The 23,394-nt window shown below is 67.6% G+C and carries 26 protein-coding genes and 1 tRNA gene; 12 read left to right on the forward strand and 15 right to left on the reverse strand.

Annotated elements, in window-relative coordinates:
- Positions 1–15 precede the first annotated feature (15 nt).
- Positions 16–618: a hypothetical protein gene (locus PWS46_RS10365; RefSeq protein WP_434614615.1), complete on the forward strand. Its 603-nt coding sequence runs from the start codon at positions 16–18 to the stop codon at positions 616–618.
- Between the two features lie 20 nt (positions 619–638).
- On the opposite strand, the gene PWS46_RS10370 is transcribed toward PWS46_RS10365, so the two are convergent.
- Positions 639–1,772: an ABC transporter permease gene (locus PWS46_RS10370; protein ID WP_434614618.1), complete on the reverse strand. Its 1,134-nt coding sequence runs from the start codon at positions 1,770–1,772 to the stop codon at positions 639–641.
- A gap of 204 nt (positions 1,773–1,976) precedes the next feature.
- Positions 1,977–3,770: an ABC transporter transmembrane domain-containing protein gene (locus PWS46_RS10375; protein WP_434619973.1), complete on the reverse strand. Its 1,794-nt coding sequence runs from the start codon at positions 3,768–3,770 to the stop codon at positions 1,977–1,979.
- Positions 3,771–4,002: 232 nt separating this feature from the next.
- Here PWS46_RS10375 and rpmE point away from each other — a divergent pair, with 232 nt between their 5' ends.
- Entirely contained in the window at positions 4,003–4,227 is a 225-nt protein-coding gene (rpmE, locus tag PWS46_RS10380; protein ID WP_012974887.1) for a 50S ribosomal protein L31, read from the forward strand.
- A 91-nt stretch (positions 4,228–4,318) separates the two neighbouring features.
- On the opposite strand, the gene PWS46_RS10385 is transcribed toward rpmE, so the two are convergent.
- Positions 4,319–4,744: a DUF1465 family protein gene (locus PWS46_RS10385; RefSeq protein ID WP_085090096.1), complete on the reverse strand. Its 426-nt coding sequence runs from the start codon at positions 4,742–4,744 to the stop codon at positions 4,319–4,321.
- A 265-nt stretch (positions 4,745–5,009) separates the two neighbouring features.
- On the opposite strand from PWS46_RS10385, the gene PWS46_RS10390 reads away from it, so the two are divergent.
- Positions 5,010–5,486, forward strand: a complete 477-nt coding sequence (locus PWS46_RS10390) for an Hsp20 family protein (RefSeq protein WP_434614623.1) — start codon at positions 5,010–5,012, stop codon at positions 5,484–5,486.
- 101 nt (positions 5,487–5,587) lie between these two features.
- On the opposite strand, the gene PWS46_RS10395 is transcribed toward PWS46_RS10390, so the two are convergent.
- The 3 genes from PWS46_RS10395 to PWS46_RS10405 form a co-directional block, all read right to left on the reverse strand.
- A complete protein-coding gene (locus PWS46_RS10395) occupies positions 5,588–6,187 on the reverse strand; it encodes a PDC sensor domain-containing protein (RefSeq protein WP_434614626.1) in 600 nt (199 codons plus the stop codon).
- Between the two features lie 154 nt (positions 6,188–6,341).
- Entirely contained in the window at positions 6,342–7,004 is a 663-nt protein-coding gene (locus PWS46_RS10400) for a hypothetical protein (protein ID WP_434614629.1), read from the reverse strand.
- 235 nt (positions 7,005–7,239) lie between these two features.
- A tRNA-Ser gene (locus PWS46_RS10405) sits at positions 7,240–7,329 on the reverse strand.
- A 208-nt stretch (positions 7,330–7,537) separates the two neighbouring features.
- Between PWS46_RS10405 and rplU the strand changes: the two genes are divergently transcribed.
- The 5 genes from rplU to PWS46_RS10430 all read left to right on the forward strand — a co-directional run bounded on the left by rplU (position 7,538) and on the right by PWS46_RS10430 (position 11,416).
- Positions 7,538–7,855 (forward strand): 50S ribosomal protein L21, encoded by a 318-nt coding sequence (gene rplU / locus PWS46_RS10410; protein ID WP_012974890.1) that lies wholly within the window; start codon positions 7,538–7,540, stop codon positions 7,853–7,855.
- 55 nt (positions 7,856–7,910) lie between these two features.
- Positions 7,911–8,198, forward strand: coding sequence for a 50S ribosomal protein L27 (rpmA, locus tag PWS46_RS10415; protein WP_014248601.1), 288 nt, complete (start codon positions 7,911–7,913; stop codon positions 8,196–8,198).
- Between the two features lie 161 nt (positions 8,199–8,359).
- A complete protein-coding gene (gene obgE, locus PWS46_RS10420; RefSeq protein WP_434614633.1) occupies positions 8,360–9,637 on the forward strand; it encodes a GTPase ObgE in 1,278 nt (425 codons plus the stop codon).
- The gene (gene proB, locus PWS46_RS10425; protein ID WP_434614636.1) at positions 9,627–10,766 is read left to right on the forward strand and encodes a glutamate 5-kinase; all 1,140 of its coding nucleotides are present in this window, start codon (positions 9,627–9,629) and stop codon (positions 10,764–10,766) included. The genes obgE and proB overlap by 11 nt, the downstream gene beginning before the upstream one ends.
- 5 nt (positions 10,767–10,771) lie before the next feature.
- Positions 10,772–11,416 (forward strand): HAD family hydrolase, encoded by a 645-nt coding sequence (locus PWS46_RS10430; RefSeq protein WP_434614639.1) that lies wholly within the window; start codon positions 10,772–10,774, stop codon positions 11,414–11,416.
- A 22-nt stretch (positions 11,417–11,438) separates the two neighbouring features.
- Here the strand turns inward: PWS46_RS10430 and PWS46_RS10435 are convergent, their stop codons facing one another.
- From PWS46_RS10435 to PWS46_RS10475, 9 genes are all read right to left on the reverse strand, one after another.
- Complete coding sequence (locus tag PWS46_RS10435) at positions 11,439–12,017, reverse strand: hypothetical protein (RefSeq protein ID WP_434614643.1); 579 nt, start codon at positions 12,015–12,017, stop codon at positions 11,439–11,441.
- Positions 12,018–12,168: 151 nt separating this feature from the next.
- Positions 12,169–13,338: a divergent polysaccharide deacetylase family protein gene (locus PWS46_RS10440; RefSeq protein WP_434614646.1), complete on the reverse strand. Its 1,170-nt coding sequence runs from the start codon at positions 13,336–13,338 to the stop codon at positions 12,169–12,171.
- A gap of 15 nt (positions 13,339–13,353) precedes the next feature.
- Positions 13,354–14,775 carry a S41 family peptidase gene (locus tag PWS46_RS10445; protein ID WP_434614649.1) on the reverse strand — a complete coding sequence of 474 codons (1,422 nt, stop codon included), beginning with the start codon at positions 14,773–14,775 and terminating at the stop codon, positions 13,354–13,356.
- Positions 14,776–16,068, reverse strand: a complete 1,293-nt coding sequence (locus PWS46_RS10450) for a murein hydrolase activator EnvC family protein (protein ID WP_434614652.1) — start codon at positions 16,066–16,068, stop codon at positions 14,776–14,778.
- 291 nt (positions 16,069–16,359) lie between these two features.
- Complete coding sequence (gene gpmI / locus PWS46_RS10455; RefSeq protein WP_434614655.1) at positions 16,360–17,937, reverse strand: 2,3-bisphosphoglycerate-independent phosphoglycerate mutase; 1,578 nt, start codon at positions 17,935–17,937, stop codon at positions 16,360–16,362.
- Positions 17,938–18,041: 104 nt separating this feature from the next.
- A complete protein-coding gene (gene rlmH / locus PWS46_RS10460; protein ID WP_109075575.1) occupies positions 18,042–18,500 on the reverse strand; it encodes a 23S rRNA (pseudouridine(1915)-N(3))-methyltransferase RlmH in 459 nt (152 codons plus the stop codon).
- Positions 18,501–18,525: 25 nt separating this feature from the next.
- Positions 18,526–18,972, reverse strand: coding sequence for a ribosome silencing factor (gene rsfS / locus PWS46_RS10465; protein ID WP_014248611.1), 447 nt, complete (start codon positions 18,970–18,972; stop codon positions 18,526–18,528).
- Positions 18,969–19,682 carry a nicotinate-nucleotide adenylyltransferase gene (locus PWS46_RS10470; RefSeq protein ID WP_434614660.1) on the reverse strand — a complete coding sequence of 238 codons (714 nt, stop codon included), beginning with the start codon at positions 19,680–19,682 and terminating at the stop codon, positions 18,969–18,971. The genes rsfS and PWS46_RS10470 overlap by 4 nt, the downstream gene beginning before the upstream one ends.
- Positions 19,683–19,800: 118 nt before the next feature.
- Positions 19,801–21,075, reverse strand: a complete 1,275-nt coding sequence (locus PWS46_RS10475; RefSeq protein ID WP_434614663.1) for a glutamate-5-semialdehyde dehydrogenase — start codon at positions 21,073–21,075, stop codon at positions 19,801–19,803.
- A 166-nt stretch (positions 21,076–21,241) separates the two neighbouring features.
- Here PWS46_RS10475 and PWS46_RS10480 point away from each other — a divergent pair, with 166 nt between their 5' ends.
- From PWS46_RS10480 to PWS46_RS10495, 4 genes are all read left to right on the forward strand, one after another.
- A complete protein-coding gene (locus PWS46_RS10480) occupies positions 21,242–21,985 on the forward strand; it encodes a sulfite exporter TauE/SafE family protein (protein ID WP_434614666.1) in 744 nt (247 codons plus the stop codon).
- A 19-nt stretch (positions 21,986–22,004) separates the two neighbouring features.
- Complete coding sequence (locus PWS46_RS10485; protein ID WP_434614669.1) at positions 22,005–22,511, forward strand: RNA pyrophosphohydrolase; 507 nt, start codon at positions 22,005–22,007, stop codon at positions 22,509–22,511.
- 197 nt (positions 22,512–22,708) lie between these two features.
- The gene (locus PWS46_RS10490; RefSeq protein ID WP_434614671.1) at positions 22,709–23,023 is read left to right on the forward strand and encodes an STAS domain-containing protein; all 315 of its coding nucleotides are present in this window, start codon (positions 22,709–22,711) and stop codon (positions 23,021–23,023) included.
- Complete coding sequence (locus PWS46_RS10495; RefSeq protein WP_199231895.1) at positions 23,020–23,385, forward strand: response regulator; 366 nt, start codon at positions 23,020–23,022, stop codon at positions 23,383–23,385. The genes PWS46_RS10490 and PWS46_RS10495 overlap by 4 nt, the downstream gene beginning before the upstream one ends.
- Positions 23,386–23,394: the final 9 nt, after the last annotated feature.

Consider the following 23,394-nt stretch of genomic DNA (forward strand, 5'->3'; position numbering starts at 1 on the left):
AAAGTGTTAGTCAAGATGTCGGCGAAAAGGAATTTCAATGTTGGCGATACCGTTTCAGCATACGGCTGTGTGACGCGACTGATCGACATTATCAACCGTGACCCCACACATTTAGAGGAATTGATCGGCTTCCATCGCGGGCGCCTTAGCCGTGGCTATTACCTTCTTCTGCTGAAAGAGCCTCTGGCCGCCAATGAATTTGAGTTTTTCGGCTACACATACTTTTCCGGCGGGAAGTTTGGCCTGCCAAGCAACGATGAGGCGAAGGAAGCAGCGCGCCAGTCCGTTCACGACTCGCTGCTGAAGCAGATGGGCAACATGGGCGTCTACAACTTGGCACAGAAGGTCGCCGCCGACATACCAGCGACAGGGCAAAACCGATTGGTGAAGATCATCCCGGTGATCGGTCACGATGATAAGATGAAGACGGCCGATCAGTATCCCGCCTCCCCGCACGGCATTGCACAATTCAGACTGATAGTGGAAAAGAGATTCCTGGTCTCCGCCTTCGTCGGTCCGGACCGGCGCTTTCAGAGCGGCGCACTTGATCTCATCATCAACGAAGACACCGGCTATGAGAGCCGACGCGCGGTGTTCCAGTATCTGTCGCGCGCCTGACGCCGCTCAGTCTCCGGCTGTCAGTCCAGCGTCTGGCGATAGCGCTTCAACGCCACCACCGTCACCACCGTCAGGAACAGGGCCAGCGCCAGCACCTCCGCCGCGATCTCGGCGAATCCGTTGCCTTTCAGCAGGATGCCGCGGACGATGCGCAGGAAGTGGGTCAGCGGCAGGATCTCGCCCACCGCCTGCGCCCAGCCCGGCATGCCGCGGAAGGGGAACATGAACCCCGACAGCAGCATCGACGGCAGGAAGAAGAAGAAGGACATCTGCATCGCCTGCAGCTGGTTGCGCGCCAGCGTGGAGAAGGTGAAGCCGACGGCCAGATTGGCGGCGATGAACAGGATCAGCACGGCGGACAGCAGCCCCAGGCTGCCCACGATCGGCACGTCGAACAGCAGCCGCGCCGCCACCACGATCAGCAGCACCTGGACATAGCCGACGACGACGAAGGGCACGATCTTGCCCAGCATGACCTCGAACGGCCGGACCGGCATGGCCAGCAGATTCTCCATGGTCCCGCGCTCCCGCTCGCGGGTGACGGCCAGCGCCGTCATCATCACCATGGTCATAGTCAGCACCACGCCCATCAGCCCCGGCACGACATTGTATTGGGTGATGCCTTCCGGGTTGTAGCGGCGGTGAACGCGCAGCTCCACCGGGTCCGGCCCGGCGCGCAAGGCCGCCAACGGCCCGGTCAGGTCGGGGTTCAGCGCCTGCCGGGCGATGGTGGACAGCGCCGACAGGGCGTTGCTGGTCGCCGCGGGGTCGGTGGCGTCGGCCTCCACAAGCAGGACCGGGCGGGTGCCGCGCTGCAGGTCGCGGGCGAAGCCGGTGGGGATGGTGACGGCGAACTGCACCTCCCCCTCCGCCAGCATCCGATCGATCTCGGCCTCCGACGCCGCGGTTCGGGTGATGGCGAAATAGCGGGAATTCTCCATCGCCGCGATCAGCGTGCGGGCGAAGGGGCTGGAATCGGCGACCAGCACCGCCGTCGGCAGCGCCTTGGGATCGGAGTTGATGGCGAAGCCGAACAGGATCAGCTGCAGGATCGGCACCCCCACCATCATGGCGAAGGTCAGCCGGTCGCGCCGCATCTGGATGAATTCCTTCACCATCACCGCCATCAGGCGGCCCGCCGATATCCGCGCCATCGCACTGCCTTACAGGGCTGGGGATAGGGAGAAGGGTAGCGCGGTTCGATGGAAGCGTCGATGCCCCCTCCCTTCCCATGCTGCGCATGGGCCCCTTCCCTCCCCCGCTTCGCGGGAGAGGGTGGATTCGCAATGCGGCGGCAGTCCCCTCCACCTCGAAGAGGGGGAGGGTTAGGGAGGGGGCATCGAAGCCGACACGTCCCCCTACGCCACCCCGTCCGCGCGGTCGAACTGCAGCGCCGCCAGCCTCGCATAGAGGCCGCCCTGCGCCACCAGTTCGCCATGGGTACCGGTTTCCACCACGCGGCCCTGGTCCATCACCACGATGCGGTCGGCGTTCAGCACCGTCGCCAGCCGGTGGGCGACGATCAGCGTCGTGCGGCCATGCATCAGCCGGTCGAGCGCGTCCTGCACCATCCGCTCGCTCTCGGCGTCGAGCGCGCTGGTCGCCTCGTCCAGCAGCAGCACCGGCGGGTCGCGCAGGATGGCGCGGGCGATGGCGAGGCGCTGGCGCTGGCCGCCCGACAGCCGCACGCCCTTCTCGCCCAGGAAGGTGTCGAACCCCTCCGGCAGCGCATCGAGGAAATCCAGGGCGTGGGCGGCCTCGGCGGCGGCACGTACCTCGGTGTCCGAGGCGTCGGGCCGGCCGTAGCGGATGTTTTCCCAGGCGTTGGCGGAGAAGACCACCGGGTCCTGCGCCACGAGACCCAGATGGCGGCGCACCTCCACCGGATCGGCGTCGCGCAGTTCGACCCCATCGAGCCGCACCGAACCGGCCTGCGGATCGTAATAGCGCAGCAGAAGCTGGAACACCGTCGACTTGCCGGCGCCCGACGGGCCGACCAGGGCCACCCGCTCGCCCGGTTTCACATCAAGCGAGAACCCCTCCAGCGCCGCCCAATCCGGGCGAGACGGGTAATGGAAGCGGACGGCGTCGAAGGACAGCGCACCCGCAGCCGGGACCGGCAGCCGCTTCGGCACGGCGGGGGCGCGGATCTCCGACTCGACGGACAGCAGGCTGAAAAGCCGCTCCGTCGCACCGGCGGCGCGCTGCAGGTCGCCGATCACCTCGCTGATGGCGCCGACCGATCCGGCGACCACCACGGAGTAGATGACGAAGGCCGACAGCTCGCCCGGCGTGATCCGCCCGGCCACCACGTCATGGCCGCCGATCCACAGGATGATGCCGACGGCGCCGAACACCAGCACGATGACGATCACCGTCATCACCGCCCGCACCCGCACCCGGCGGATGGCGACGTCGAACGCCTCCTCCACGCGGCGGCCGAACAGGGCGCGGTCGATGGCTTCGTGGGTGAAGGCCTGGACCGTGCGGATGGCGGCCAGCGTCTCCTCGACGAAGGATCCGATGTCGGCGATGCGGTCCTGGCTGTCGCGCGACAGCTTGCGCACCCGCCGGCCGAAGAAGACGATCGGCGCCACCACCAGCGGAACCACCAGCGCCACCAGCCCGGTGAGCTTGGGCGAGGTGATCAGCAGCATGCCGGTGCCGCCCAGGAACAGCAGCGTGTTGCGCAGCGCGATGGAGGCGGAGGACCCGACCACCACCTGCAGCAGGGTGGTGTCGGTGGTCAGGCGCGACAGGATCTCGCCGGTCTTGGTCGTCTCGAAGAATCCCGGCGACAGGGTCAGCACATGGTCGTAGACGGCGCGCCGGATGTCGGCGACCACCCGCTCGCCGACCCAACTGACCAGATAGAAGCGGCCATAGGTGGAGGCCGCCATCAGCGCGATCACCCCCAGCAGGACCAGCAGCGCCCGGTCGAGCAGCGAGGTGTCGCCGCCGGCAAAGCCCTGGTCGATCAGCACCCGCATCCCCTGCCCCAGCCCCAGCACGGTGCCGGCGGCCACGGTCAGCGCCAGCATGGCGCCCAGGATTCGCCACTTATAGGGAAGCAGGAACGGCACCAGACGGCGCAGAGGCCCAAGGTCGCGGCGGCGGGTATCCGCCTCGCCACGGGCGGAGGCGGCGATCATGTCGGGGGAGGGTTGGCGAGCCACGCGGTTCCCGCTTGTCTGTTGGGGTTATTGATGCGGATCGCTGGCATATAGCGCGGTGCGATGGCGCCAACAAGGCGACGGGCCGGCTAAACCGCCCGGAAAATGGCTGCGGAAGCCGTCACCGCCCCCCGAATGAGGAGAGATTCCGGGGTTGCGCCGGGGAGGGGGTTTTGGTATAGACGCCGCTCGCTTTGCAGGAACCCCGGCCATGAAGACTGACATCCATCCCGACTATCACGAGATCACCGTGGTCATGACCGACGGCAGCTCGTTCACGACCCGCTCCACCATGGGCAAGCCGGGCGACACGCTGCGCCTCGACATCGACCCGAAGTCGCACCCGGCCTGGACCGGCGTGCAGAAGCTGCTGGACACCGGCGGGCAGATCGCCAAGTTCAACAAGCGCTTCGCGAACTTCGGCCTCAAGAAGTAAGCGTTACCGCGCTTCTATCCTGCCGATGCGAAAAGGGCGTCCGACCGGTTCGGACGCCCTTTTCGTTTGCACATGATCCGCAGTGAAACCGCTATCCCACCGCCGCCGCGGCCTCGCGCTCCACATCGGCGCGGACCATGGCGTCGAGTCGGTGGACGCGCATATACAGGCTGTGGCTGCGCTCCAGAAGGCTGCGCAGGCCGGACGGCAGATCCTCGTTGTCGGGGCCGCTGGGATCGGAACAGATTTCGCCGCCGGACAGCGCGAAATCCTCGCTCGCCGCCTGCTCCTTCGTCATCTCGCCGGCATGCACGGCCTTCTGCGCCAAGAGCCACGCCATCACCTGGGTCAGGCGGCTGGTCACCCGCATGGATTCGTAGGAGATCTGAAGGCGGACCTGCGGCGGCAGCTTCCGGTGTTCGGCCGCATCATGATAGGCGATGTAATTCCGCGCCTCGATCAAGAGGGCCATCGTCTCGTCATAGGGACCGTTGAAGAAGAAGGTGTGCGAAGTCATGGTCGTCGGCCCCCTCCTGCGGACTTACGGCCCTAGCGTGAGCCTTGCCGCAACTGATTAACAATTGGTGACCGGGCGGCACCCGGCAACCCCAGGCGGGGATTGACCGGTCTTTGTGGACCCGCCCTCTTGAACAGGGAAAAGCGTCGATTATCTCTCGCTCGTCCGGCGGATGCCCATACGGGGTCCGCCACCAATCCGCCCCAAGAGGACCGACCGATGCCGTGGTCCTCGACGGCCGTATCGCTCTTTCGGAGGATATGTCATGCGTAGCTACGACCTTTCGCCGCTGTTCCGTTCCACCGTCGGTTTCGACCGCCTGTCGCGTCTGCTGGAGACCGCGACCACCGGTGACGAGGCGGCATCCTATCCGCCCTACAACATCGAAAAGCTGAGCGAGGATTCGTATCGGATCACCATGGCCGTCGCCGGCTTTGGGATCGACGACCTCAACATCGTCGCTCACCAGAACTCGTTGACCGTCACTGGTAAAGCTAAGAAGGACGAGCCGACCGGCCAATTCCTCTACCGGGGTATCGCCGGGCGCGCGTTCGAGCGCCGCTTTCAGCTGGCCGATTTCATCAAGGTGACCAACGCGTCTCTTCAGAATGGCCTTCTGCACATCGAGCTGGCGCGCGAGGTACCCGAAGCGATGAAGCCGCGGAGCATTCCGATCGTCACCGCCGCCGGCAGCGACGCGGTGGAGGTCGAGACCCCCGCCCTGACCCAGCAGGCGGCCTGACGCCTGACGCGGCCCGTCCGCACATGATGCGGACATGAAAACGGCGCCCCGGACCACCCGGAGCGCCGTTTCCTTTGCCGATCAGTCGGTGCTCGCGGCGCCTATTGCCCCAGCTTCGCGGTATCCAGAACGATCATCGCAACGCCGATCTTCTGCTTTCCGGCCGGGTCCAGCACCGGAACGCTGGCTTCGGTCAGCATGGCGCCGCTCTTGTCGTCCTTCTCCGGGTCGGTCATGTAAAGATCGGCGTTGCCGGTGAAGATTTTCTGCCATTTCGGCTCGTCGCCCTGCCAGTAGTCGGAGGTTCCGGCGGTCTGGCCAACATTCAGGCCGTGGTCGTCCATCAGCAGGATTTCGACGATCCGCCCCTTGCTGTCCGCCACCACCTGCTTCAACTGTTTGGAGACGGCATTCGACGAGACCGCATCGAAGGCCGGATTGGCGCCGCCGGCCTTGGCCGCCGCCTTCCACTGGTTGTCCATCTCGTCGATCTTGGACTGGGCGATGCCGGCATGCTTGGCATTCTGCGATTTCACCGCCCCGACAACCGTGGGGTCGGACAGCCAGCTCTGGGCCTGCGGACTGACCGCCTTGCGCACTGACCCTTCCAATGCCGGGTCCGCAGCCGACGCCATGGAAATCGTGCCCGCCCACAGCAGGGAAATCGCACAGCCGGCAATCCAGAATCGAGTCTGCGTCATGTGGTGTCCTCCCAGTCGTTTGGCCCATTGACGGGCGGGGCGATGGTCGGACCAGCGATGCCGTCACCACAGCATCGGTTCTTGTTTTTCCGTCAAACGGAAGATCAGCAATGCTGATAAAATGCTTTTTATCGACCTGCCGGCCGGAGCGGCATCACCGCCGCGCAAAGCTGTCCGGCGGCGCCAGCACCCACTCCGCATAGCCCGCCCGCATCAGTTCATAGGCGGCAACCAGCCCGGCCGCACCGGCATAGGCGGTGACAAGCACCTGCTCAGGCGACACCTGCGCCCCGAATCCGATCAGCAGAGCCCCCAGGAACGGCCCGCCCAGCAAAAATGCCGCCAGCCACAACGGCTCGGCCGACAGCCAGGCGCCAAGCACCGCGCGGGTCCGTTGCGACAGGCGCAGCAACCCGCCGGCCTTGGCGTCGAGCGCTTCGAGGCTGCCGGCACGCAGTTCCGCCAGCCGCCGGCCGTCGGCGTCGATGAAGAGGACCTCCACCTTCATGCCGTGACGGCGGATCGAGGCCCGCACCGAGTCGCCAAGCCTCGTTTCCAGCAGGATCGCGTTGCCGCCCAACGCCGGCAGCGCGTCGCGCACCTCCTCCGGCGGATCACCCCATTCCCGGAGCGCCTCCAGGATGACTCGGGGATCGTCGCAGGGGATCGCATCCATATGAATCACCCGCCCCTGCGGCGCCGTCACCTTCAGGATCAGCACCTGCTCCGCCGGATCATGCGTCCCTTCGACGCGCAGGCCGCCCTCGACGACGTAAGAGAATCGCAGGCATCCATCACGGCGGCTGAGCGTGTTCATGTCGGCACCCCTCCGGTCGCACCCCTGGCTGATCGCACCAAAGGGATCTTGAGCGTTGGTTATCTGGGCGTTGGCATTGACATGACCAACAAACCAGCCGGGGGAACGGCCATCGCGACGGCGCGGCGAAAAAGGGGAAACCCGACCGGCCGAGGCGGCATCCGGGCATAAAAAAAGCGCCTAGCCGATCCGGCTGGCGCTTTGTGCTATCTTCCCTCTCTCAGAAGAGAGAGAATGGCGGATGGGGGGAGATTCGAACTCCCGATACCCGTGAGGGTATGCCGCATTTCGAGTGCGGTGCATTCAACCGCTCTGCCACCCATCCGCTGCCCCGTTTGGCGGGGTGGGCGGAACCTATATAAACGCCTTGAGCCGTGCAAGCCTTTTTTGCAGAAAAATGCGAAGGCCTTGGCCCGCAACCCTGTTGACTCTCAGCCCCTCCTGAGTATAGATCGTCGCTCCCATGAACGGGCTTGCGCATCGAACGGTGGGCGAGAAGCCCGCCGTTTGTTTTGACATAGGCAGTGACGACAATGTTTGCAGTGATCCGCACCGGCGGCAAGCAGTACAAGGTCGCCAATGGCGACGTGATCCGTGTTGAGAAGCTCGAGGCCGATGCTGGCGCCTCCATCACGCTCGATGACGTGCTGATGGTCGGCGACGCAGGCAACACCACCATCGGCACCCCGACCGTGGCCGGCGCCTCGGTCGTCGCCGAGGTCGTCGCCCAGGACCGCGGCCCGAAGATCATCGTCTTCAAGAAGAAGCGCCGCCAGAACTACCGCCGTAAGAACGGCCACCGCCAGGATCTGACCGTCCTGCGCATCACCGGCATCAACGGCGCGGCCTGATCCGGGTCCTCCGGTCGGGCTTCCAGGCGCATCTTCAGTTTAGGAGCAACACCCCATGGCACACAAAAAGGCAGGCGGCTCGTCCCGCAACGGCCGTGACTCCGCCGGTCGCCGTCTCGGCGTGAAGCGTTTCGGTGGCGAGAACGTCATCTCCGGCAACATCATCGTCCGTCAGCGTGGCACCAAGTTCCACCCGGGCGAGAATGTCGGCATCGGCCGCGACCACACCCTGTTCGCGATGGCCGACGGTCAGGTCTACTTCAAGCACAGCTCGAACGGCCGCACCTTCGTGAACGTCGTTCCGGCCAACGACCAGGAAGTTCCGGCCGTCGCCGCCGAGTGATCGGGCCGAGTAACCTCTAGGGTCGTTGCGCGGCCTGTGTCGCAGGCCAGCACGCTTGTGGGATAGAATCGGGGGACCGGGCGACCGGCTCCCCGATTTTCGTTTTCAGTCCGGTGCCGTCCCGCCGCCGGTTTCCCTTCCGTTTACGGGCAGGTTCCCCGATGAAGTTTCTCGATCAAGCCAAGGTCTTCCTGAAGAGCGGTGACGGCGGCCCCGGTGCCGTCGCGTTCCGGCGCGAGAAGTTCATCGAGTTCGGCGGCCCGGACGGCGGCGACGGCGGTCGCGGCGGCGACGTGATCATCGAGGCGGCGGACGGCCTGAACACGCTGATCGACTACCGCTACAAGCAGCACTTCAAGGCGCAGCGCGGCCATCACGGCATGGGCAGCAACCGCAACGGCGCGCGCGGCGAGGATGTCGTCCTGCGCGTGCCGGTCGGAACCCAGATCCTGGACGAGAACCAGGAAACCGTGCTGTGCGACCTGACCGAGGCCGGTCAGCGCCGCGTCTTCCTGCGCGGCGGCGACGGCGGGCACGGCAACGCGCATTTCAAGACGCCGACCAACCGGGCGCCGCGCAAGTTCCACCCCGGCTGGCCGGGGCAGGAGCAGTGGGTGTGGCTGCGGCTGAAGCTGATCGCAGACGCCGGCCTGCTGGGCCTGCCCAATGCCGGCAAGTCGACCTTCCTGGCCGCCACCACGGCGGCCAAGCCGAAGATCGCCGACTACCCCTTCACCACTCTGGCCCCCAACCTGGGCGTCGTCCGCGCCGGTGACGAAGAGTTCGTCATCGCCGACATCCCCGGCCTGATCGAGGGCGCGCACGAGGGCCATGGGCTGGGCGACCGTTTCCTCGGCCATGTCGAACGCTCGCGCATCCTGCTGCACCTGATCGACGGCACGGCCGACGACGTCGTCGCCTCCTACCGCACGATCCGGAACGAGCTTGAGGCTTATGGCGGCAACCTCGCCGACAAGCCGGAGGTCATCGGGCTGAACAAGGCCGATGCCCTGCTGGACGAGGAGATCGAGGAGAAGAAGGCGGCGTTGGAGGAGGCATCGGGCGCCGAGGTCATGGTGCTGTCCGGCGCCACCGGCCAGGGCGTTAAACAGGTGCTCTACCGGCTGCTGACGGTCATCAAGGAGTCCAAGTCGGAAGAACCCGAGGTCATCCACGCCCCGGCGACCCGGTCCATCCCGCGCCCGCCGGTCGGCCAGAAGCTGCCCGACGACAGCGAGATGCAGTGGGACGACGAAACCGGCGAGTGGGTCGGCGGCGAGACCGAGGAGTTCGAGGAGGACGACCTCGAAGAGGGCGAGGAGCTGGACGGCGAAGAGCTGGAAAGCGACTCGGACGAAGTCCTTGACGCGGACGAGCCGGAGGACGAAGAGGACGGTTCGGACGACGATACGGACGGAACCTCCCGCCATGGCGCTTGACGCCCCTACCCTTCTCGAATCCCGCCGGCTGGTCGTAAAGATCGGCTCGGCCCTTCTGGTCGATGGGGAAACCCGGCAAATCCGCCGGGACTGGCTCGATGCGCTGGCCGACGACGTCGCCGCCTGCCGCAAGCGGGGGCAGGAGGTGGTGATCGTCACCTCCGGCGCCGTCGCCTGCGGGCGTGAACATCTCGGCCTCGTCGGCCGGGCGCTGAAGCTGGAAGAGAAGCAGGCCGCCGCAGCCACCGGCCAGATTCGCCTCGCCCACGCCTATCAGGAAACGCTGGCCCGCCACGACGTCACCGTCGCCCAGGTGCTGGTGACGCTGGAGGACACGGAAGAGCGGCGGCGACACCTGAACGCCCGCAACACCATCGACACGCTGCTGAAGCTTGGCGCCGTTCCCGTCATCAACGAGAACGACACCGTCGCCACCGCCGAAATCCGCTTCGGCGACAACGATCGGTTGGCCGCCCGCGTGGCGCAGATGGTCAGCGCCGACACGCTGGTGCTGCTGTCGGACATCGACGGCCTCTACACCGCCGATCCGCGCAAGGACCCGGACGCCCGCCACATCCCAACCGTGCGCGAACTGACGCCGGAGATCGAGGGCATGGCCGGCGAGCCGCCCCCCGGCTACAGCAGCGGCGGCATGGTGACCAAGATCGCCGCGGCGCGCGTCGCCCTGTCGGCCGGCTGCCGCATGGTCATCGCCAAGGGCAAACGCATGAACCCGCTGGCGGCACTGGAGCGGCGGCCGGAGGATGGCGGGGCGCTCTGCACCTGGTTCCTGCCGTCCGCCGAGCCGACCAGCGCCCGCAAGGCCTGGATCGCCGGCCATGTCAACGCCACCGGCGTGCTGGTGGTCGACGACGGCGCCATGCGCGCCCTGTCCCACGGCGCCAGTCTGCTTCCGGCCGGCGTCACCGCCGTGCAGGGCGACTTCGACCGCGGCGACGTGGTGATCGTCCGCACCCAGGAGGGGCGCGAGGTCGCCCGCGGCCTCGTCGCCTACAGCGCCGACGACGCCCGCCGGATCCTGCGCCACAAGAGCACCGAGATCCCGGAGATCCTCGGCTATCAGGGGCGCGACGAAATGATCCACCGCGACGATCTGGTGGTGCGGTGACCGTGATGTCGCGCACCCCGATTCGGGCCGTGCTGTGGGACATCGACGGCACGCTGATGGACAGCGAACCCTGGCACCAGCAGATCACCGTCGAGGTCTGCCGCGGCTATGGCCATGAGCTGAGCGACGAGGATTGCCGGTCGATGCACGGCGTGGCGTTCCGCGAGATCTACGCCGCCCTGCACGCCCGCCGCCCCTTCCCCATCGACCTGCACGCCTGGGCCGACGAGATCAACGCCCAGTATGTCGCCAACGTCGATCGGGTGCGCCCGCGCGAGGGCGCCTTCGCCCTGGTGGAGGCCTTTGCCGCCCGCGGTCTGGCGCAGGCCTGCGTGTCGAACGGCGGGCGCATGATCGTCGACGCCAACATGCGCGCGATGTCGATCCCGCATTTCCGCTTCAGCATCGCCCGCGAGGACGTCGCCAACGGCAAGCCCCATCCGGAGCCCTACCTGCTGGCCGCGAAGATGCTGGGACTGCCGCCGGAGGCCTGCGCGGTGATCGAGGACAGCCCCACAGGCGCCCGCAGCGCCAAGGCCGCCGGCATGCTGACCATCGCCTGGCCCCAGCACCCCGCCGTGGTCTTCGACGCGGTGGACCACTTGGTGGAGGATCCGGGGGCGCTGGATTGGGATGCGCTTTGCGGGTGAGGGATTTCTGCCGGAAACTCCTTCAATCCAACGTCCATTTTGCCATCTGCGGAAACGGCGCCAGCCCGTTGTTGCCCATATAGGCGAACATCCCCGCATAGCCGGTGAAGTCGGCCTGCGCCAGATTGATCAGGCCGAAATGGGTCCCCTGCTCGATCCAGGCCTGCATCGGGTGGGTGCCCTGATAGTCTTGATATTGGTAGGAGCCGGGGAAGAACAGGCATTCCTGCGGCAGGCCCAGATGCCGAACCACGGCATAGGACCAGGCCTGCGACATGAACTCGCCCTGGCGGGCGGCACGGGTCAGGATCGGATCGGGGGTGCCGTCGCGCGCGGTCTGGTCGGCGAGGATGGCGTCGATGTCCGTCTGCACGTCGCGGTTCAGCAACGGCCAGTAGCGGCGAGGCATGACGATGATGTGGCCGGCCTCGTGCAGAAGGTCGCCCGGTCCCTTCAGGGTCTCCGGATCGACATGGAGCGCGCCGGCATGGATGTTCACGCCGGGCAGAAAGCCGTCGCGCCCGCCCTCGCCATATTCCACCTGCATGCCGATCCCGCGCAGGAAGGCGACGATGGGGTCCAGCGCTTCGGGGTGATACATCCGCCCTCTCCACCAATTCGAAATTCGGTCGAGATATTCGCGCAACGGACGCAATCAGGCAAGCCGCACACGGAAAGTCGCCCGATGCGCGTTGTCGCATCAGGCGGTTCCGTCGCAATCTCTATTTCAGGGGCCTCTATTTCTGGGCCTGCTATTTCTGGATGTTGACCACCGCCGACGCCGGGGCCAGCGCGATCCCACGGTCGGCCAGCGAAGTCAGCCACAGATTGAGGCGTTCGATCGTCGTCGGATAGGGGGAGGCGAAACCGACGGCGGCGCCGTTGGTCTTGGCAAGTTCCTCCAGTTCGCGCAGCTGGTCGTCGATGGCGCCGCGCGACAGGTCGCGGTCGATGACGCGGTCCCCCAGCGCCCGCGGCACGCCGGCCAGATTGGCGAGCGGCCCGGCCACGCTCTTCGGATTGACCCGCGAATCGACCAGCAGCAGGCCGCGCGCCTTCAGCACGTCGATCACCGGCTGCATCGCCGCCGGGTTGGCGGTGAATTTGCTGCCGGTGGTGCTGGTGATGCCGACATAGCCGACCGCTTTGCCCAGCGACCATTCAAGCCGTTCGACATTGCGGTCGGGACCGAGCATGGTCAGCAGCGCGTTCGGGCCGGGGTCGTCACGCGGGTAGTTCAGCGGCTCCATCGGCACCGACAGCATCACCTCGTGACCCTTGGTGCGGGCCCGCTCGACCCAATCGTCCAGCCGCTCGGCATAGGGCAGGAAGGCCAGCGTGATGCCGGGCGGCAGCTTCGCCAGCGCATTGCCGGTGGTGACGCCGCTGAGCCCCAGGTCGGACATGACGATGGCGATGCGCGGCCGTTTGTCGGTCGCCGGGAAGGGCCGGGCATAAACCTGCCAGGGCTTGCGCCCGTCCTGGGCGATGCGCGGCAGCGGGCCGTTGCGGCTGTCCTCCACCAGCCCCGGCACCGGCGCCGGGGTCAGCGTCACCGCCGCCGCCGGTACGCCCGGCAGGGGCAGCGGGGCGGCATCGGTGGGCAAGGGCGCCGCCGGCGCGGCGGCCTTGGGTTCCGGCACCGGGGGCGGCGGCAGCGGAGCGACCGCCACTGTCGCCGCCGGAATCGATGCCTGCCAGGCCTCCCGCGTCGCCTCGCCGTTCAGCGCCAGCCAGCCGGCCAGCCCGCCGCCGGCGACCGCCACCAGGGCGACGGCAGCCAGCAAAGGCTTGGACAGCGGTTTGCGCGGCCGGCCCGCCGAATCGCCTCCATTGCGGCGGAAACGGCGCAGCCAGCCGAGTCCGGGGCGCAGACCCCGGACATCGAACCGCAGACGACCCAGCAGGGCGGGAGCCTTCACCGTCGGTTGCTCCGGTCAGCGCGCCGCGGCGCGCTGCTGGAACAGGGCGACGCCACGCAGCAGATCCAGCGCGCGGGCGAGCTGGAAGTCGAAGGGCTGTTCCGCCCCCTCCGCCGCGGCGCCTTCGGCCGGAGCGGCACCCGGCGCAGGCGTTGCCCCCGGCGCAGCACCGGCACCCGGCCCCGGAGCGGGAGTCGCCGGGTTCGGGGCGGCGGGAGTGCCGGGAGCCGCCGGGTTGGTGGTGGCCGGACGCGGCGCCTTGTTCTGATTGGCGGCGTCGGGGTTGACCAGCGCACCCTTCAGGTCGGCTTCGCGGCGGCGGACGATGTTCTTGTCCAGATCCTCCACCTTGGCGACATGCACCTCGATGTCCGGGGTGATGCCCAGCTGCTGAATCGAGCGGCCCGACGGCGTGTAGTAACGCGCCGTGGTCAGCCGCATGGCGCCATGGCCGGGCAGCGGGATGATGGTCTGCACCGATCCCTTGCCGAAGCTCTGGGTGCCCATGATGATCGCGCGCTTGTGGTCCTGCAGGGCGCCGGCGACGATTTCCGAGGCCGAAGCGGATCCGCCGTTGACCAGAACCACCATCGGCAGGCCCTTGATCAGGTCGCCCGGCTTGGCGTTGAAGCGGGTGCCCTCCTCCGCCCGCCGGCCGCGGGTCGACACGATCTCGCCCTTCTCCAGGAAGGTATCGGACACCGACACCGCCTGATCGAGCAGGCCGCCCGGATTGTTGCGCAGGTCGAGCACGAAGCCCTTCAGCTTGTCGCCCAACTGCTGCTGGATCGAGGAGATCGCCTTCTCCAGCCCGCTCTGCGTCTGCTCGTTGAAGCTGGTGATGCGGATATAGCCGATGTCGCCCTCGGTGCGGTAGCGGACCGACTGCACCTTGATGACGGCGCGTGTCAGCGACACGGTGAAGGGCTCGCCCGCCTCGCCGCGGCGGACGGTGACCTTCAGCTCGCTGCCCACCGGACCGCGCATCTTCTCCACCGCCTCGTTCAGGCTGAGGCCCATCACCGCTTCGCCGTTCAACTGGACGATCAGGTCGCCCGGCTGCAGGCCGGCGCGGAAGGCCGGGGTGTCGTCGATGGGCGACACGACCTTCACCAGGCCGTTCTCCATCGTCACCTCGATGCCCAGCCCGCCGAACTCGCCGCGGGTCTGGACCTGCATGTCCTGGAAGCTCTTCTTGTTCAGATAGCTGGAATGCGGGTCGAGCGAGGTCAGCATCCCGTTGATCGCCGCTTCGATCAGCTGTTCGTCGGTCACCGGCTCGACATATTCGGCGCGGACACGCTCGAAGACGTCGCCGAACAGGTTCAACTGCCGGTAGGTGTCCGACGAATTGCTGGACTGCGCGGTGACGGTGGCGACGCCGGCGCCCAGAAACACCAGAGCAGCCGCCGTGGCGGCGCGCTTGATCATCCTCATCTACCCTTGTCCTTTCCCCTCCGGGGCGCCGAACCCGCGTTGCGGGTTGATCGGCTGGCCGTTTCGTCGCAGCTCGAAATAGAGATCCGGATTGCCGTCCGACGGCATGACCGCCAGCGGTTCCCCGCTGGCCACCTTACGCCCGACGGCCGTGTCGATCCGGCCCAAACCCGCAATCAGACTATGATATCCGTTGCCGTGTTCCACGATCAAGATGAGGCCATAGCCTTTGAACGGGCCGGCAAACACGATCGTGCCGCCGCGCGGCGCCACCACGGCGGCGCCGGGGCGGGTCTGCACCGTCACGCCGCGGCTGGTGGCGCCGAAACGGTCGGATTCGCCGAAGCGGGTGGTCAGCTTGCCGGCGGCGGGCAGGACCATTCCGGCGATGGCCGGCGGGCCGTCCGGAGACTTCGCAGCCAGTTCGCGCTCCCGCGCCGCTTCCCTGGCCGCTTCGTCCTTCGCCCGCTTTTCCTCGGCGGCCTTCTGTTCCGCCACCTTCTGCTCCGCCGCGCGGAGGTCGGCCAGCTTGCGTTCGGCCGCCTTGCGCTCCGCTTCCTTTTGCGCTGCAAGGCGGCGTTCGGCCTCGCGCTTTTCCGCTTCCCGGCGGGCGGCTTCCCGGCGTTCCGCCTCGCGCCGCTCGGCCTCGCGGCGGGCGGCGGCCTCGATGGCGGCGCGGCGTTCGGCCTCGATCCGCTCCATCAACTGGCGCAGGTCGGTGGCCTGACCGGACAGGTCCGCCATGCGCTGGCCGACCTGGACGCGCTCCTCCTCCGTCTGGCGCGACAGCTCTTCGCGCCGGGCGATCAGGCGGTTCATCTCGTCCTGCTTTTCGGACAGCGCCACCCGCGCCGCCAGCGCCTTCGCCCGCTGGTCCACCAGCTTGCCGCGGGTGTCGGCCAGCGCGGTCAGCGCCTGGGCCAGCGCATCGGCCCGCGCTTTCAGCGCCGGCACCGCATCGCGCAGCAGCAGGGCGGAGCGCAACGTGTCGACCGGACTTTCCGGCCGGGCCAGCGCCGCTTCCGGCGGGATGCGCGCCAGCCGCTGCAGGGCGGCCAGCAGGGTGGCGATCTGCTGCCGCTCGGCGTCGAGACCGGCGGAGCGTTCCCGCTCCTCGGCCTCCAGCGCGGCGAGCGACTCCTCCAGTTGGTCGAGTGACTGCTCCTGTCCGCGCGCCTGATCGGCCAACGAGATCAACCGGCCGCGCAGGTCGTCCAGTTCGGTCTGAAGCGCCTGCGACTGGCGTTCCAACTGCTGCTGGCGCTGCTTGCCGGTCTGAAGCTGCTGCTCCACCCGCTTCAGCGTGTCCTTGGGCGCTTCGCTTTGCGCATTCGCCGGCTGGGCGAGAATCAGGCCGGCGATGACGACGAAGCCGGCGAGGATACCCTCTCCCGCCCCGGATACCCTCTCCCCAGCGGATACCCTCTCCCCCCCGGGGAGAGGGCTGGGTGAGGGGGGTGCGCTGCGGGACGTAAATTTAAGCGCCGGGCTTCCCGCGACTCCACGCCACGCGCCCCCCTCACCCCAACCCTCTCCCCGGGGTAGAGAGGGGGACAACGAGGTGAAAGGGACGGGCGCCATCCGTTACTCCGCCGCCGCGCGGGCGGCGGTGCGGACCAGCAGGTTGCGGCCGGTCATCTCGGCCGGCTTCGGCAGGCCCAGCAGGTCGAGCAGCGTCGGCGCGATGTCGGCCAGACGGCCGCTCTCGATCCTCGCACCGGCCGGGCCGTTGATCAGGATCAGCGGCACCTTGTCCAGCGTGTGGGCGGTGTGCGGGCCACCGGTCTCCGGATCCTTCATCAGCTCGCAATTGCCGTGGTCGGCGGTGACCAGCATGGTGCCGCCGGCGCGGCGCACCGCCGCCTCCACCTGACCCAGGCTGCCGTCGACCGCCTGGACCGCTTTGATGGCGGCGTCGAGCATGCCGCTGTGGCCGACCATGTCGGGGTTGGCGAAGTTGACGACGATCAGGTCGTACTTGCCGGAATCGATGGCGCCGACCAGCTTGCCGGTCACCTCGGCGGCGGACATCTCCGGCTGCAGGTCGTAGGTGGCGACCTTCGGCGACGGCACCAGGATGCGGTCCTCGCCCTCATAGACCCGTTCCTCGCCGCCGTTGAAGAAGAAGGTGACGTGCGGGTACTTCTCCGTCTCGGCGATGCGCAACTGCTTCATTCCGGCCTCGGAAACCACCTCGCCCAGCACCTTGGTGAGAGATTTCGGCGGAAAGATGGTGGTCATCAGCTTGGCCAGCGCCGACGAATATTCGACCATGCCGACGGCGGCGGCCAGCTTCGGCGCGCCGCCCGCCGGGGAGTTGGCCACCGGGAAGCCATCGAAAGCCGGATCGACATAGGCGGCCAGGATCTCGCGGGCGCGGTCGGCGCGGAAATTCGCCATCAGGATGGCGTCGCCGTCCTTCATGCCCGCATAGTCGCCGATCACCGTCGGCAGGATGAATTCGTCATGCTTGTCGGCGGCATAGCTCTGCTCGATCGCCTGGATCGGGTCGGCGGCGCGCTCGCCCTCCGCCCTGGTCATCGCGGCATAGGCCTTGGCGACGCGGTCCCAGCGCTTGTCGCGGTCCATCGCGTAATAGCGGCCGATGACGGTCGCCACCTCCACACCCGGCAGCTCGAAGACGTCGGCCATGAACTCGGCGACCTGATCCTTGGCGCTCTGCGGCGGAACGTCGCGGCCGTCGGTGAAGGCATGGACCGCCACCGGCACGCCCTCGCGCGACAGCACGCCGGCCAGCGCCGCGATGTGATCCTGGTGCGAATGGACGCCGCCCGGCGACAGCAGGCCCATCAGATGGACGCGTCCGCCGGTCTTGTGCATCGCCTTGACCAGATCGTTCAGCGCGGCGTTGCGCTCAAGCTCGCCCTCGACGATGGCGTGGTCGATCATAACGAGGTCCTGCATGACGACCCGGCCGGCACCGAGATTCATGTGCCCGACCTCGGAGTTGCCCATCTGGCCCTTGGGCAGCCCGACCTCCTCCTCGCTGGCGTCGAGGAAGGCCGTCGGCTCGGCCGACCACAGGCGGTCCCAGTTCGGGGTGTCGCCCAGCGCAATCGCGTTGTCGGACCGCTCCTCGCGATAGCCCCAGCCGTCCAGGATGCAGAGGACGACGGGGCGGGGTCGGTTGGTCTCGGTCATCGCGCTTACCTTTCTCGAAAGGTTGTGGTCTCGGAGTTTTGTGTTTGGCTTTTTTGGGCTCTGGGCTCCGGCGCTTTTCCGCGCGCCGGATGCGACGCAGGGAATCAGGATCTGTGATAGGGGTGACCGGCAAGAATTTGTTGGGCGCGATAGAGTTGCTCCGCAAGCATGCCGCGCACCAGCATGTGGGGCCAGGTCATCGGCCCGAAGGCGAGCAGGAAGTCGGCCCGCGCGCGCACCGCGTCGCCATGGCCGTCGGCACCGCCGATCAGGAAAGCGAGGTCGCCGGCGCCGCGGTCGCGCCAGTCGCCGATCTTGGCGGCGAAGGCTTCGCTGGGCAGCGCCTTGCCCCGTTCATCCAGCGCCACCACGATGGCGCCGGCCGGCACGGCGGCGAGCAGCAGCTCCGCCTCCTGCCGTTTCAATTCGTCGGAGGAGAGGCGTTTCTTCACCTCGACCTCCTTCAGGGTGAAGGGCCACCCGAGCCGTCCGACATACTCGTCGAACAGGTCGCGGGTCGGTCCGCCCCGCGACCGCCCGACGGCGGCGAGCCACAGACGCATGATGCGGCCCTCCGCCCTCTTCCCGTCAGGCGCTCAGCCGCGCCGTGCCCGACGGCGTCGGCAGTTCCAGACCCCACATCTTCTCGATGTTGTAGAAGGTCCGGACTTCCGGCTTGAACAGGTGGACGATCACGTCGCCGGCATCGACCAGGACCCAGTCGCACTGGGCCATGCCTTCCATCTCGACGCCGCGGACGCCGGCCTGCTTCAGCTTTTCGGCCAGCTTCATCGCCATGGCGGCGATGTGCCGCGTGTTGCGGCCCGACGCCACGATCATGTAATCGGCGAAGGTGGTTTTCCCGGCGAGATCGATGACGGTGACGTCATCCGCCTGATCGGCGTCGAGCGACGCCTGAATGAGCGCCTTCAGGTCCTGCGGTTCCAGGATCTGGGGAACGGCGGCTGGCCGCGGAGCGGTCGCGGCCGTTTCGGTGTGCGTGGTGATGGCTCCAACCTCTTGCAACGGTTTCACGACCCGGCGGCCCGTGCCTGCCGGATCGCCGTCGCCGAGGCCGGGTGCAAGGGGTTGCGTAAGAACGCCCAGGCCGGCCGCCTGCGGCGCGCCAGCCCTTTGACCCCCGACACCGACACCCGCCGACGGGTGTAGCGCTGGGCGGCCTTGCCGCTCAACGCTCCAAGAGAATAGGTTGGGCGGGCGAAAACCGCAACGGCCACCGAGTCGAAGATTCGATTCCAGTGCTTCCAGCGCGGAATTTGTCGCAAATTGTCCGCCCCCATCAACCAAACGAAGCGTGTTCCGGGGAAGCGGCGCTGAAGCTTGGCCAGCGTGTCGGCGGTGTAGCGGGTGCCGAGCGCCGTTTCTATCGCTGTCACCTCGATCCGCGGATGGGCGGCGACCGCCCGCGCCTCCGCCATCCGGTCGGACAGCGAAGCCATGCCCGACGCCGACTTCAGCGGGTTCTGCGGGCTGACCATCCACCAGACACGGTCGAGCCCCAGCGCCTTCAGCGCGAACAGGCTGATGTGCCGGTGCCCGGCATGGGCCGGATTGAACGACCCGCCGAGAATGCCGACGGTGAGGCCGGCATAGAGCGGGCCGGAGAAGAGATGGGGGGCTTTTTCGCACCCGAACTTTAGCCCGGAGCGTTTCCCCTCTCCCCCCCGCTCTCGCGCAAACTCCGTTTGCGCTGACGCGACAGGCGGACCTTCGGTCCGCTGCAAGCGGGGAGAGGGTTGGGTGAGGGGGTTCCGTTTGCCGGACGATCCTCGCAACGCATCCCCCTCACCCTGCCCTCTCCCCGGGGGGGAGAGGGTTCCACCGGCGGGAGGAGCGTCGGTTTTACGGTCGCGTCTGGCCATCGCCGCGCACGACATACTTGTAGCTGGTCAGCTGCTCGGCGCCCACCGGGCCGCGGGCGTGGAACTTGTCGGTGGAGATGCCGATCTCCGCCCCCATGCCGAACTCGCCGCCGTCTGCGAACTGGGTCGAGGCGTTCCACAGCACGATGCCGCTGTCGACCCGCGACAGGAACCGCTCCGCCGCCGCCGGATCCTCGGTCAGGATCGATTCGGTGTGGTGGGAGCTGTGGGCGTTGATGTGGTCGATTGCCGCATCCACCCCGTCCACCACGCCGCAGGCGATGATGGCGTCGAGATATTCGGTGTCCCAATCCTCCGGCGCCACGGCGGTCACCCGCGGATCGGCCGCCTGGGCCGCGGCGTCGCCGCGCACGGCGCAGCCGGCATCCAGCAGGTCCTTCACCAGCAGCGGCAGCGCGGTGTCGGCGATGGCACGGTCGACCAGCAGCGTTTCGGCGGCGCCACAGATCGAGGTGCGGCGCATCTTGGCGTTCAGCACCACCTTGCGCGCCTTCTCCAGATCGGCGCCGGCATCGACATAGACATGGCAGTTGCCGTCCAGATGCTTGATCACCGGCACCCGGCTCTCGTCGGCGATGCGCTGGATCAGCGACTTGCCGCCGCGCGGGATGATGACGTCGATATAATCGCGCATCGTCAGCATATGGCCGACGGCGGCGCGGTCGGTGGTGGGGACCAGTTGGATCGCCGCCTCCGGCAGCGCCGCCTCGCGCAGCCCCTGGACCAGACAGTCGGCGATGGCGCGGGACGAGCGGATGCTCTCCGACCCGCCGCGCAGGATGGCGGCGTTCCCCGACTTCAGGCAGATGCCGCCGGCGTCCGCCGTCACGTTGGGCCGGCTTTCATAGATGATGCCGACGACGCCCAGCGGCACGCGGACACGCTGGATGCGCAGGCCGTTGGGCCGCGTCCATTCCGCCAGCACGCCGCCGATGGGATCGGGGAAGTCGGCGATGTCCTCCAGCCCCTTGGCCATCGCCTCGATGCGCTTGTCGTCCAGCATCAGCCGTTCGCGCATGGGGCCGGACAGGTCGCGGGCGTTCGCCATGTCCTCGGCGTTGGCGGCCTTGATCTCGGACGCGCGGGCGCGGATAGCCGCCGCCGCCGCCCTCAACGCCCGGTCCTTCGACGGTCCTGGCACGGTCGCCAGCGCGGCCGCGGCGGCGCGGGCCTTGCTGCCGAGGGACAGCATCTGGTCGTGCAGGGCGTCGGTGGTGTCGAGCAGGGCGGACATGGAGGTCTCCAGACACTCTATCCGTTGAAGGGACGACGACCTTAACGAATTGTTCGGGGTTGCGAAAGCCGCGCGGTTGTGGGACTTCGGCGTTGCGGTATGAGCGGGCGTGTGCAAAACGCAAGGCGCCGTTCCATGGCCGGGCTGAGTTTTCGGGTAAGGTGACATGCTGACGCTGCTGCTGATCGTCTCCGCCTTCTTCGCCGGCGTGCTGAACGCCGTGGCCGGGGGCGGCAGCTTCCTGACCTTTCCGGCGCTGATCATGGCCGGGGTGCCGCCGCTGAACGCCAACGCCACCAGCACGGTCGCGGTGTCGCCCGGCGCGCTGGCCAGCGCCTTCGGCTATCGGCGGGAGCTGGGCCGAATCCGCGAGATCCACCTGCCCTCCTTCCTCGGCATCAGTCTGGTGGGCGGACTGCTGGGCGCCCTGCTGCTGCTGTGGACGCCGCAGAAGACCTTCGAGATCATCGTGCCGTGGCTTCTGCTGTTCGCGACGCTGCTGTTCGCCGTCGGCCCGACCGCGTCGGCCTGGATCCGCCGCAACTTCACCATCGGCCACGGCACGGTGCTGGCGGTGCAGTTCCTGATCGCCGTCTATGGCGGCTATTTCGGCGGCGGCATCGGCATCCTGATCCTGGCGACGCTGGGCGTCTTCGGCCTGACCGACCTGCACGCCATGAACGGCCTGAAGTCGCTGGTTTCCGGCTGCCTGAACGCCGTCGCCGTGGCGGCCTTCGTCGCCGGCGGAGCGGTCTATTGGCCGGAGGCGCTTGTCATGCTGGTCGCCGCCATGGCCGGCGGCTATGCCGGCGCGTCGGTCGCCCGCCACATCCCGCCATCGGTCCTGCGCAAGATGGTGATCCTGGTGGGGGCCGGCATGACCGTCTATTTCTTCATCACCAAAGCCTGATCCGAACGGAGCCCCCGGCATGACCGCCCCCATCGACCGTACTCCTATTGATCGTGGGGCCCTGCCCTACCGCCCCTGCGTCGGCATCATGCTGCTGAACGACCGCGGCGAGGTGTTCGTCGCCCGGCGCTGCGGGTCGGCGGCCGACTGGCAGATGCCGCAGGGCGGCGTCGACGACGGCGAGGACGCCCGCACCGCCGCCTTCCGCGAACTGGAAGAGGAAATCGGCACTGCGAAGGCGGAGTTCATCGCCATGACCGCCGCCCCCCACCGTTACGACCTGCCCGACGATCTGCTGGGCCGGGTGTGGAAGGGCCGCTGGCGCGGGCAGGAACAGATGTGGATGCTGGCCCGCTTCACCGGCGACGAATCCGACATCCGGCTCGACACCGATCATCCGGAATTCGACGCCTGGAAATGGATCGACGCCGAGGAACTGCCGGGCATGATCGTCGCCTTCAAACGCCCGGTCTACGAATCGGTGCTGGCGGAATTCCGTCCGCTCATCGCCCGGGCAAAGGGCTGATCCGCATACCTCTGCACTGGCCGCCACACCGACGCCCGGCGGCATGTCCCAATTTTGATTGCGGTTATCCCCAACTTCTCAACGACACCCGGCCCATCCACCACTTCCGCTTAACGAATCCTTGAGACGCCTTCTGGCAACGTCGCTCCTACAACCGGAATGCGCAGGAGCGGGCCGGCTTTGGACGGAGGGGTGGCGTGTCGCTGATCAAGTGGACGGAGGAGGATGACGGGCGCATTCGCCTGGGCCTGCCGAGCGACCTCGATTTGCCCATGGCGCAACCTCTGCTCGACAGCCTGCGCGCCGCCTTCAAGGCGTCGGTGGACATCACCGTCCAGGCGGACGCGGTGGAACGCATCAGCGTCGCCTGCATCCAGGCGCTGGTCGTCGCCGCCCGCGATGCGGCGGAACAGGGAAATTCCTTCGCCATCCTGCGCCCGTCGGAGGTCCTCGCCGATGCCTGCGAGGATCTGGGGCTGGCCGGCTGGCTGAAGCAGTGGAGGCGTGCGTGAAGAAGAAAGTGATGACGGTGGACGATTCGCGGACCATGCGCGACATGGTGTCCTTCACCCTGCGCGGCGCCGGTTACGAGGTGGTGGAGGCCGCCGACGGCCAGCAGGCGATGAGCGCCATCGCCACCACCAAGGTCGATCTGGTCATCACCGACCTGAACATGCCGGTCATGGACGGGCTGACCCTGATCCGCAAGCTGCGCGCCATCCCGGCCCACCGCACCCTGCCGATCCTCATGCTGACCACCGAAGCGGACGAAAGCAAGAAGGCCGAGGGCCGCGCCGCCGGCGCCACCGGCTGGATCGTGAAGCCCTTCAACCCCGACAAGCTGGTGTCGGTGGTGCAGAAGGTCTGCGGCTGACCGCAAGCC

The organism is Azospirillum sp. B2RO_4 (genome assembly GCF_051124815.1).
In the GTDB taxonomy this organism is placed as follows: domain Bacteria; phylum Pseudomonadota; class Alphaproteobacteria; order Azospirillales; family Azospirillaceae; genus Azospirillum.

Coding starts and splice junctions, on each gene's coding strand:
- PWS46_RS10480 (WP_434614666.1), top strand. CDS start 21,242: ATGCTGACGCTGCTGCTGATCGTCTCCGCCTTCTTCGCCGGCGTGCTG.
- PWS46_RS10400 (WP_434614629.1), bottom strand. CDS start 7,004: ATGAACACGCTCAGCCGCCGTGATGGATGCCTGCGATTCTCTTACGTC.
- PWS46_RS10365 (WP_434614615.1), top strand. CDS start 16: ATGTCGGCGAAAAGGAATTTCAATGTTGGCGATACCGTTTCAGCATAC.
- proB (WP_434614636.1), top strand. CDS start 9,627: ATGGCGCTTGACGCCCCTACCCTTCTCGAATCCCGCCGGCTGGTCGTA.
- PWS46_RS10395 (WP_434614626.1), bottom strand. CDS start 6,187: ATGACGCAGACTCGATTCTGGATTGCCGGCTGTGCGATTTCCCTGCTG.
- PWS46_RS10375 (WP_434619973.1), bottom strand. CDS start 3,770: ATGATCGCCGCCTCCGCCCGTGGCGAGGCGGATACCCGCCGCCGCGAC.
- rpmE (WP_012974887.1), top strand. CDS start 4,003: ATGAAGACTGACATCCATCCCGACTATCACGAGATCACCGTGGTCATG.
- PWS46_RS10385 (WP_085090096.1), bottom strand. CDS start 4,744: ATGACTTCGCACACCTTCTTCTTCAACGGTCCCTATGACGAGACGATG.
- PWS46_RS10475 (WP_434614663.1), bottom strand. CDS start 21,075: ATGTCCGCCCTGCTCGACACCACCGACGCCCTGCACGACCAGATGCTG.
- gpmI (WP_434614655.1), bottom strand. CDS start 17,937: ATGACCGAGACCAACCGACCCCGCCCCGTCGTCCTCTGCATCCTGGAC.
- rplU (WP_012974890.1), top strand. CDS start 7,538: ATGTTTGCAGTGATCCGCACCGGCGGCAAGCAGTACAAGGTCGCCAAT.
- PWS46_RS10370 (WP_434614618.1), bottom strand. CDS start 1,772: ATGGCGCGGATATCGGCGGGCCGCCTGATGGCGGTGATGGTGAAGGAA.
- rlmH (WP_109075575.1), bottom strand. CDS start 18,500: ATGCGTCTGTGGCTCGCCGCCGTCGGGCGGTCGCGGGGCGGACCGACC.
- PWS46_RS10390 (WP_434614623.1), top strand. CDS start 5,010: ATGCGTAGCTACGACCTTTCGCCGCTGTTCCGTTCCACCGTCGGTTTC.
- PWS46_RS10445 (WP_434614649.1), bottom strand. CDS start 14,775: ATGAGGATGATCAAGCGCGCCGCCACGGCGGCTGCTCTGGTGTTTCTG.
- obgE (WP_434614633.1), top strand. CDS start 8,360: ATGAAGTTTCTCGATCAAGCCAAGGTCTTCCTGAAGAGCGGTGACGGC.
- PWS46_RS10430 (WP_434614639.1), top strand. CDS start 10,772: ATGTCGCGCACCCCGATTCGGGCCGTGCTGTGGGACATCGACGGCACG.
- PWS46_RS10485 (WP_434614669.1), top strand. CDS start 22,005: ATGACCGCCCCCATCGACCGTACTCCTATTGATCGTGGGGCCCTGCCC.
- PWS46_RS10435 (WP_434614643.1), bottom strand. CDS start 12,017: ATGTATCACCCCGAAGCGCTGGACCCCATCGTCGCCTTCCTGCGCGGG.
- rpmA (WP_014248601.1), top strand. CDS start 7,911: ATGGCACACAAAAAGGCAGGCGGCTCGTCCCGCAACGGCCGTGACTCC.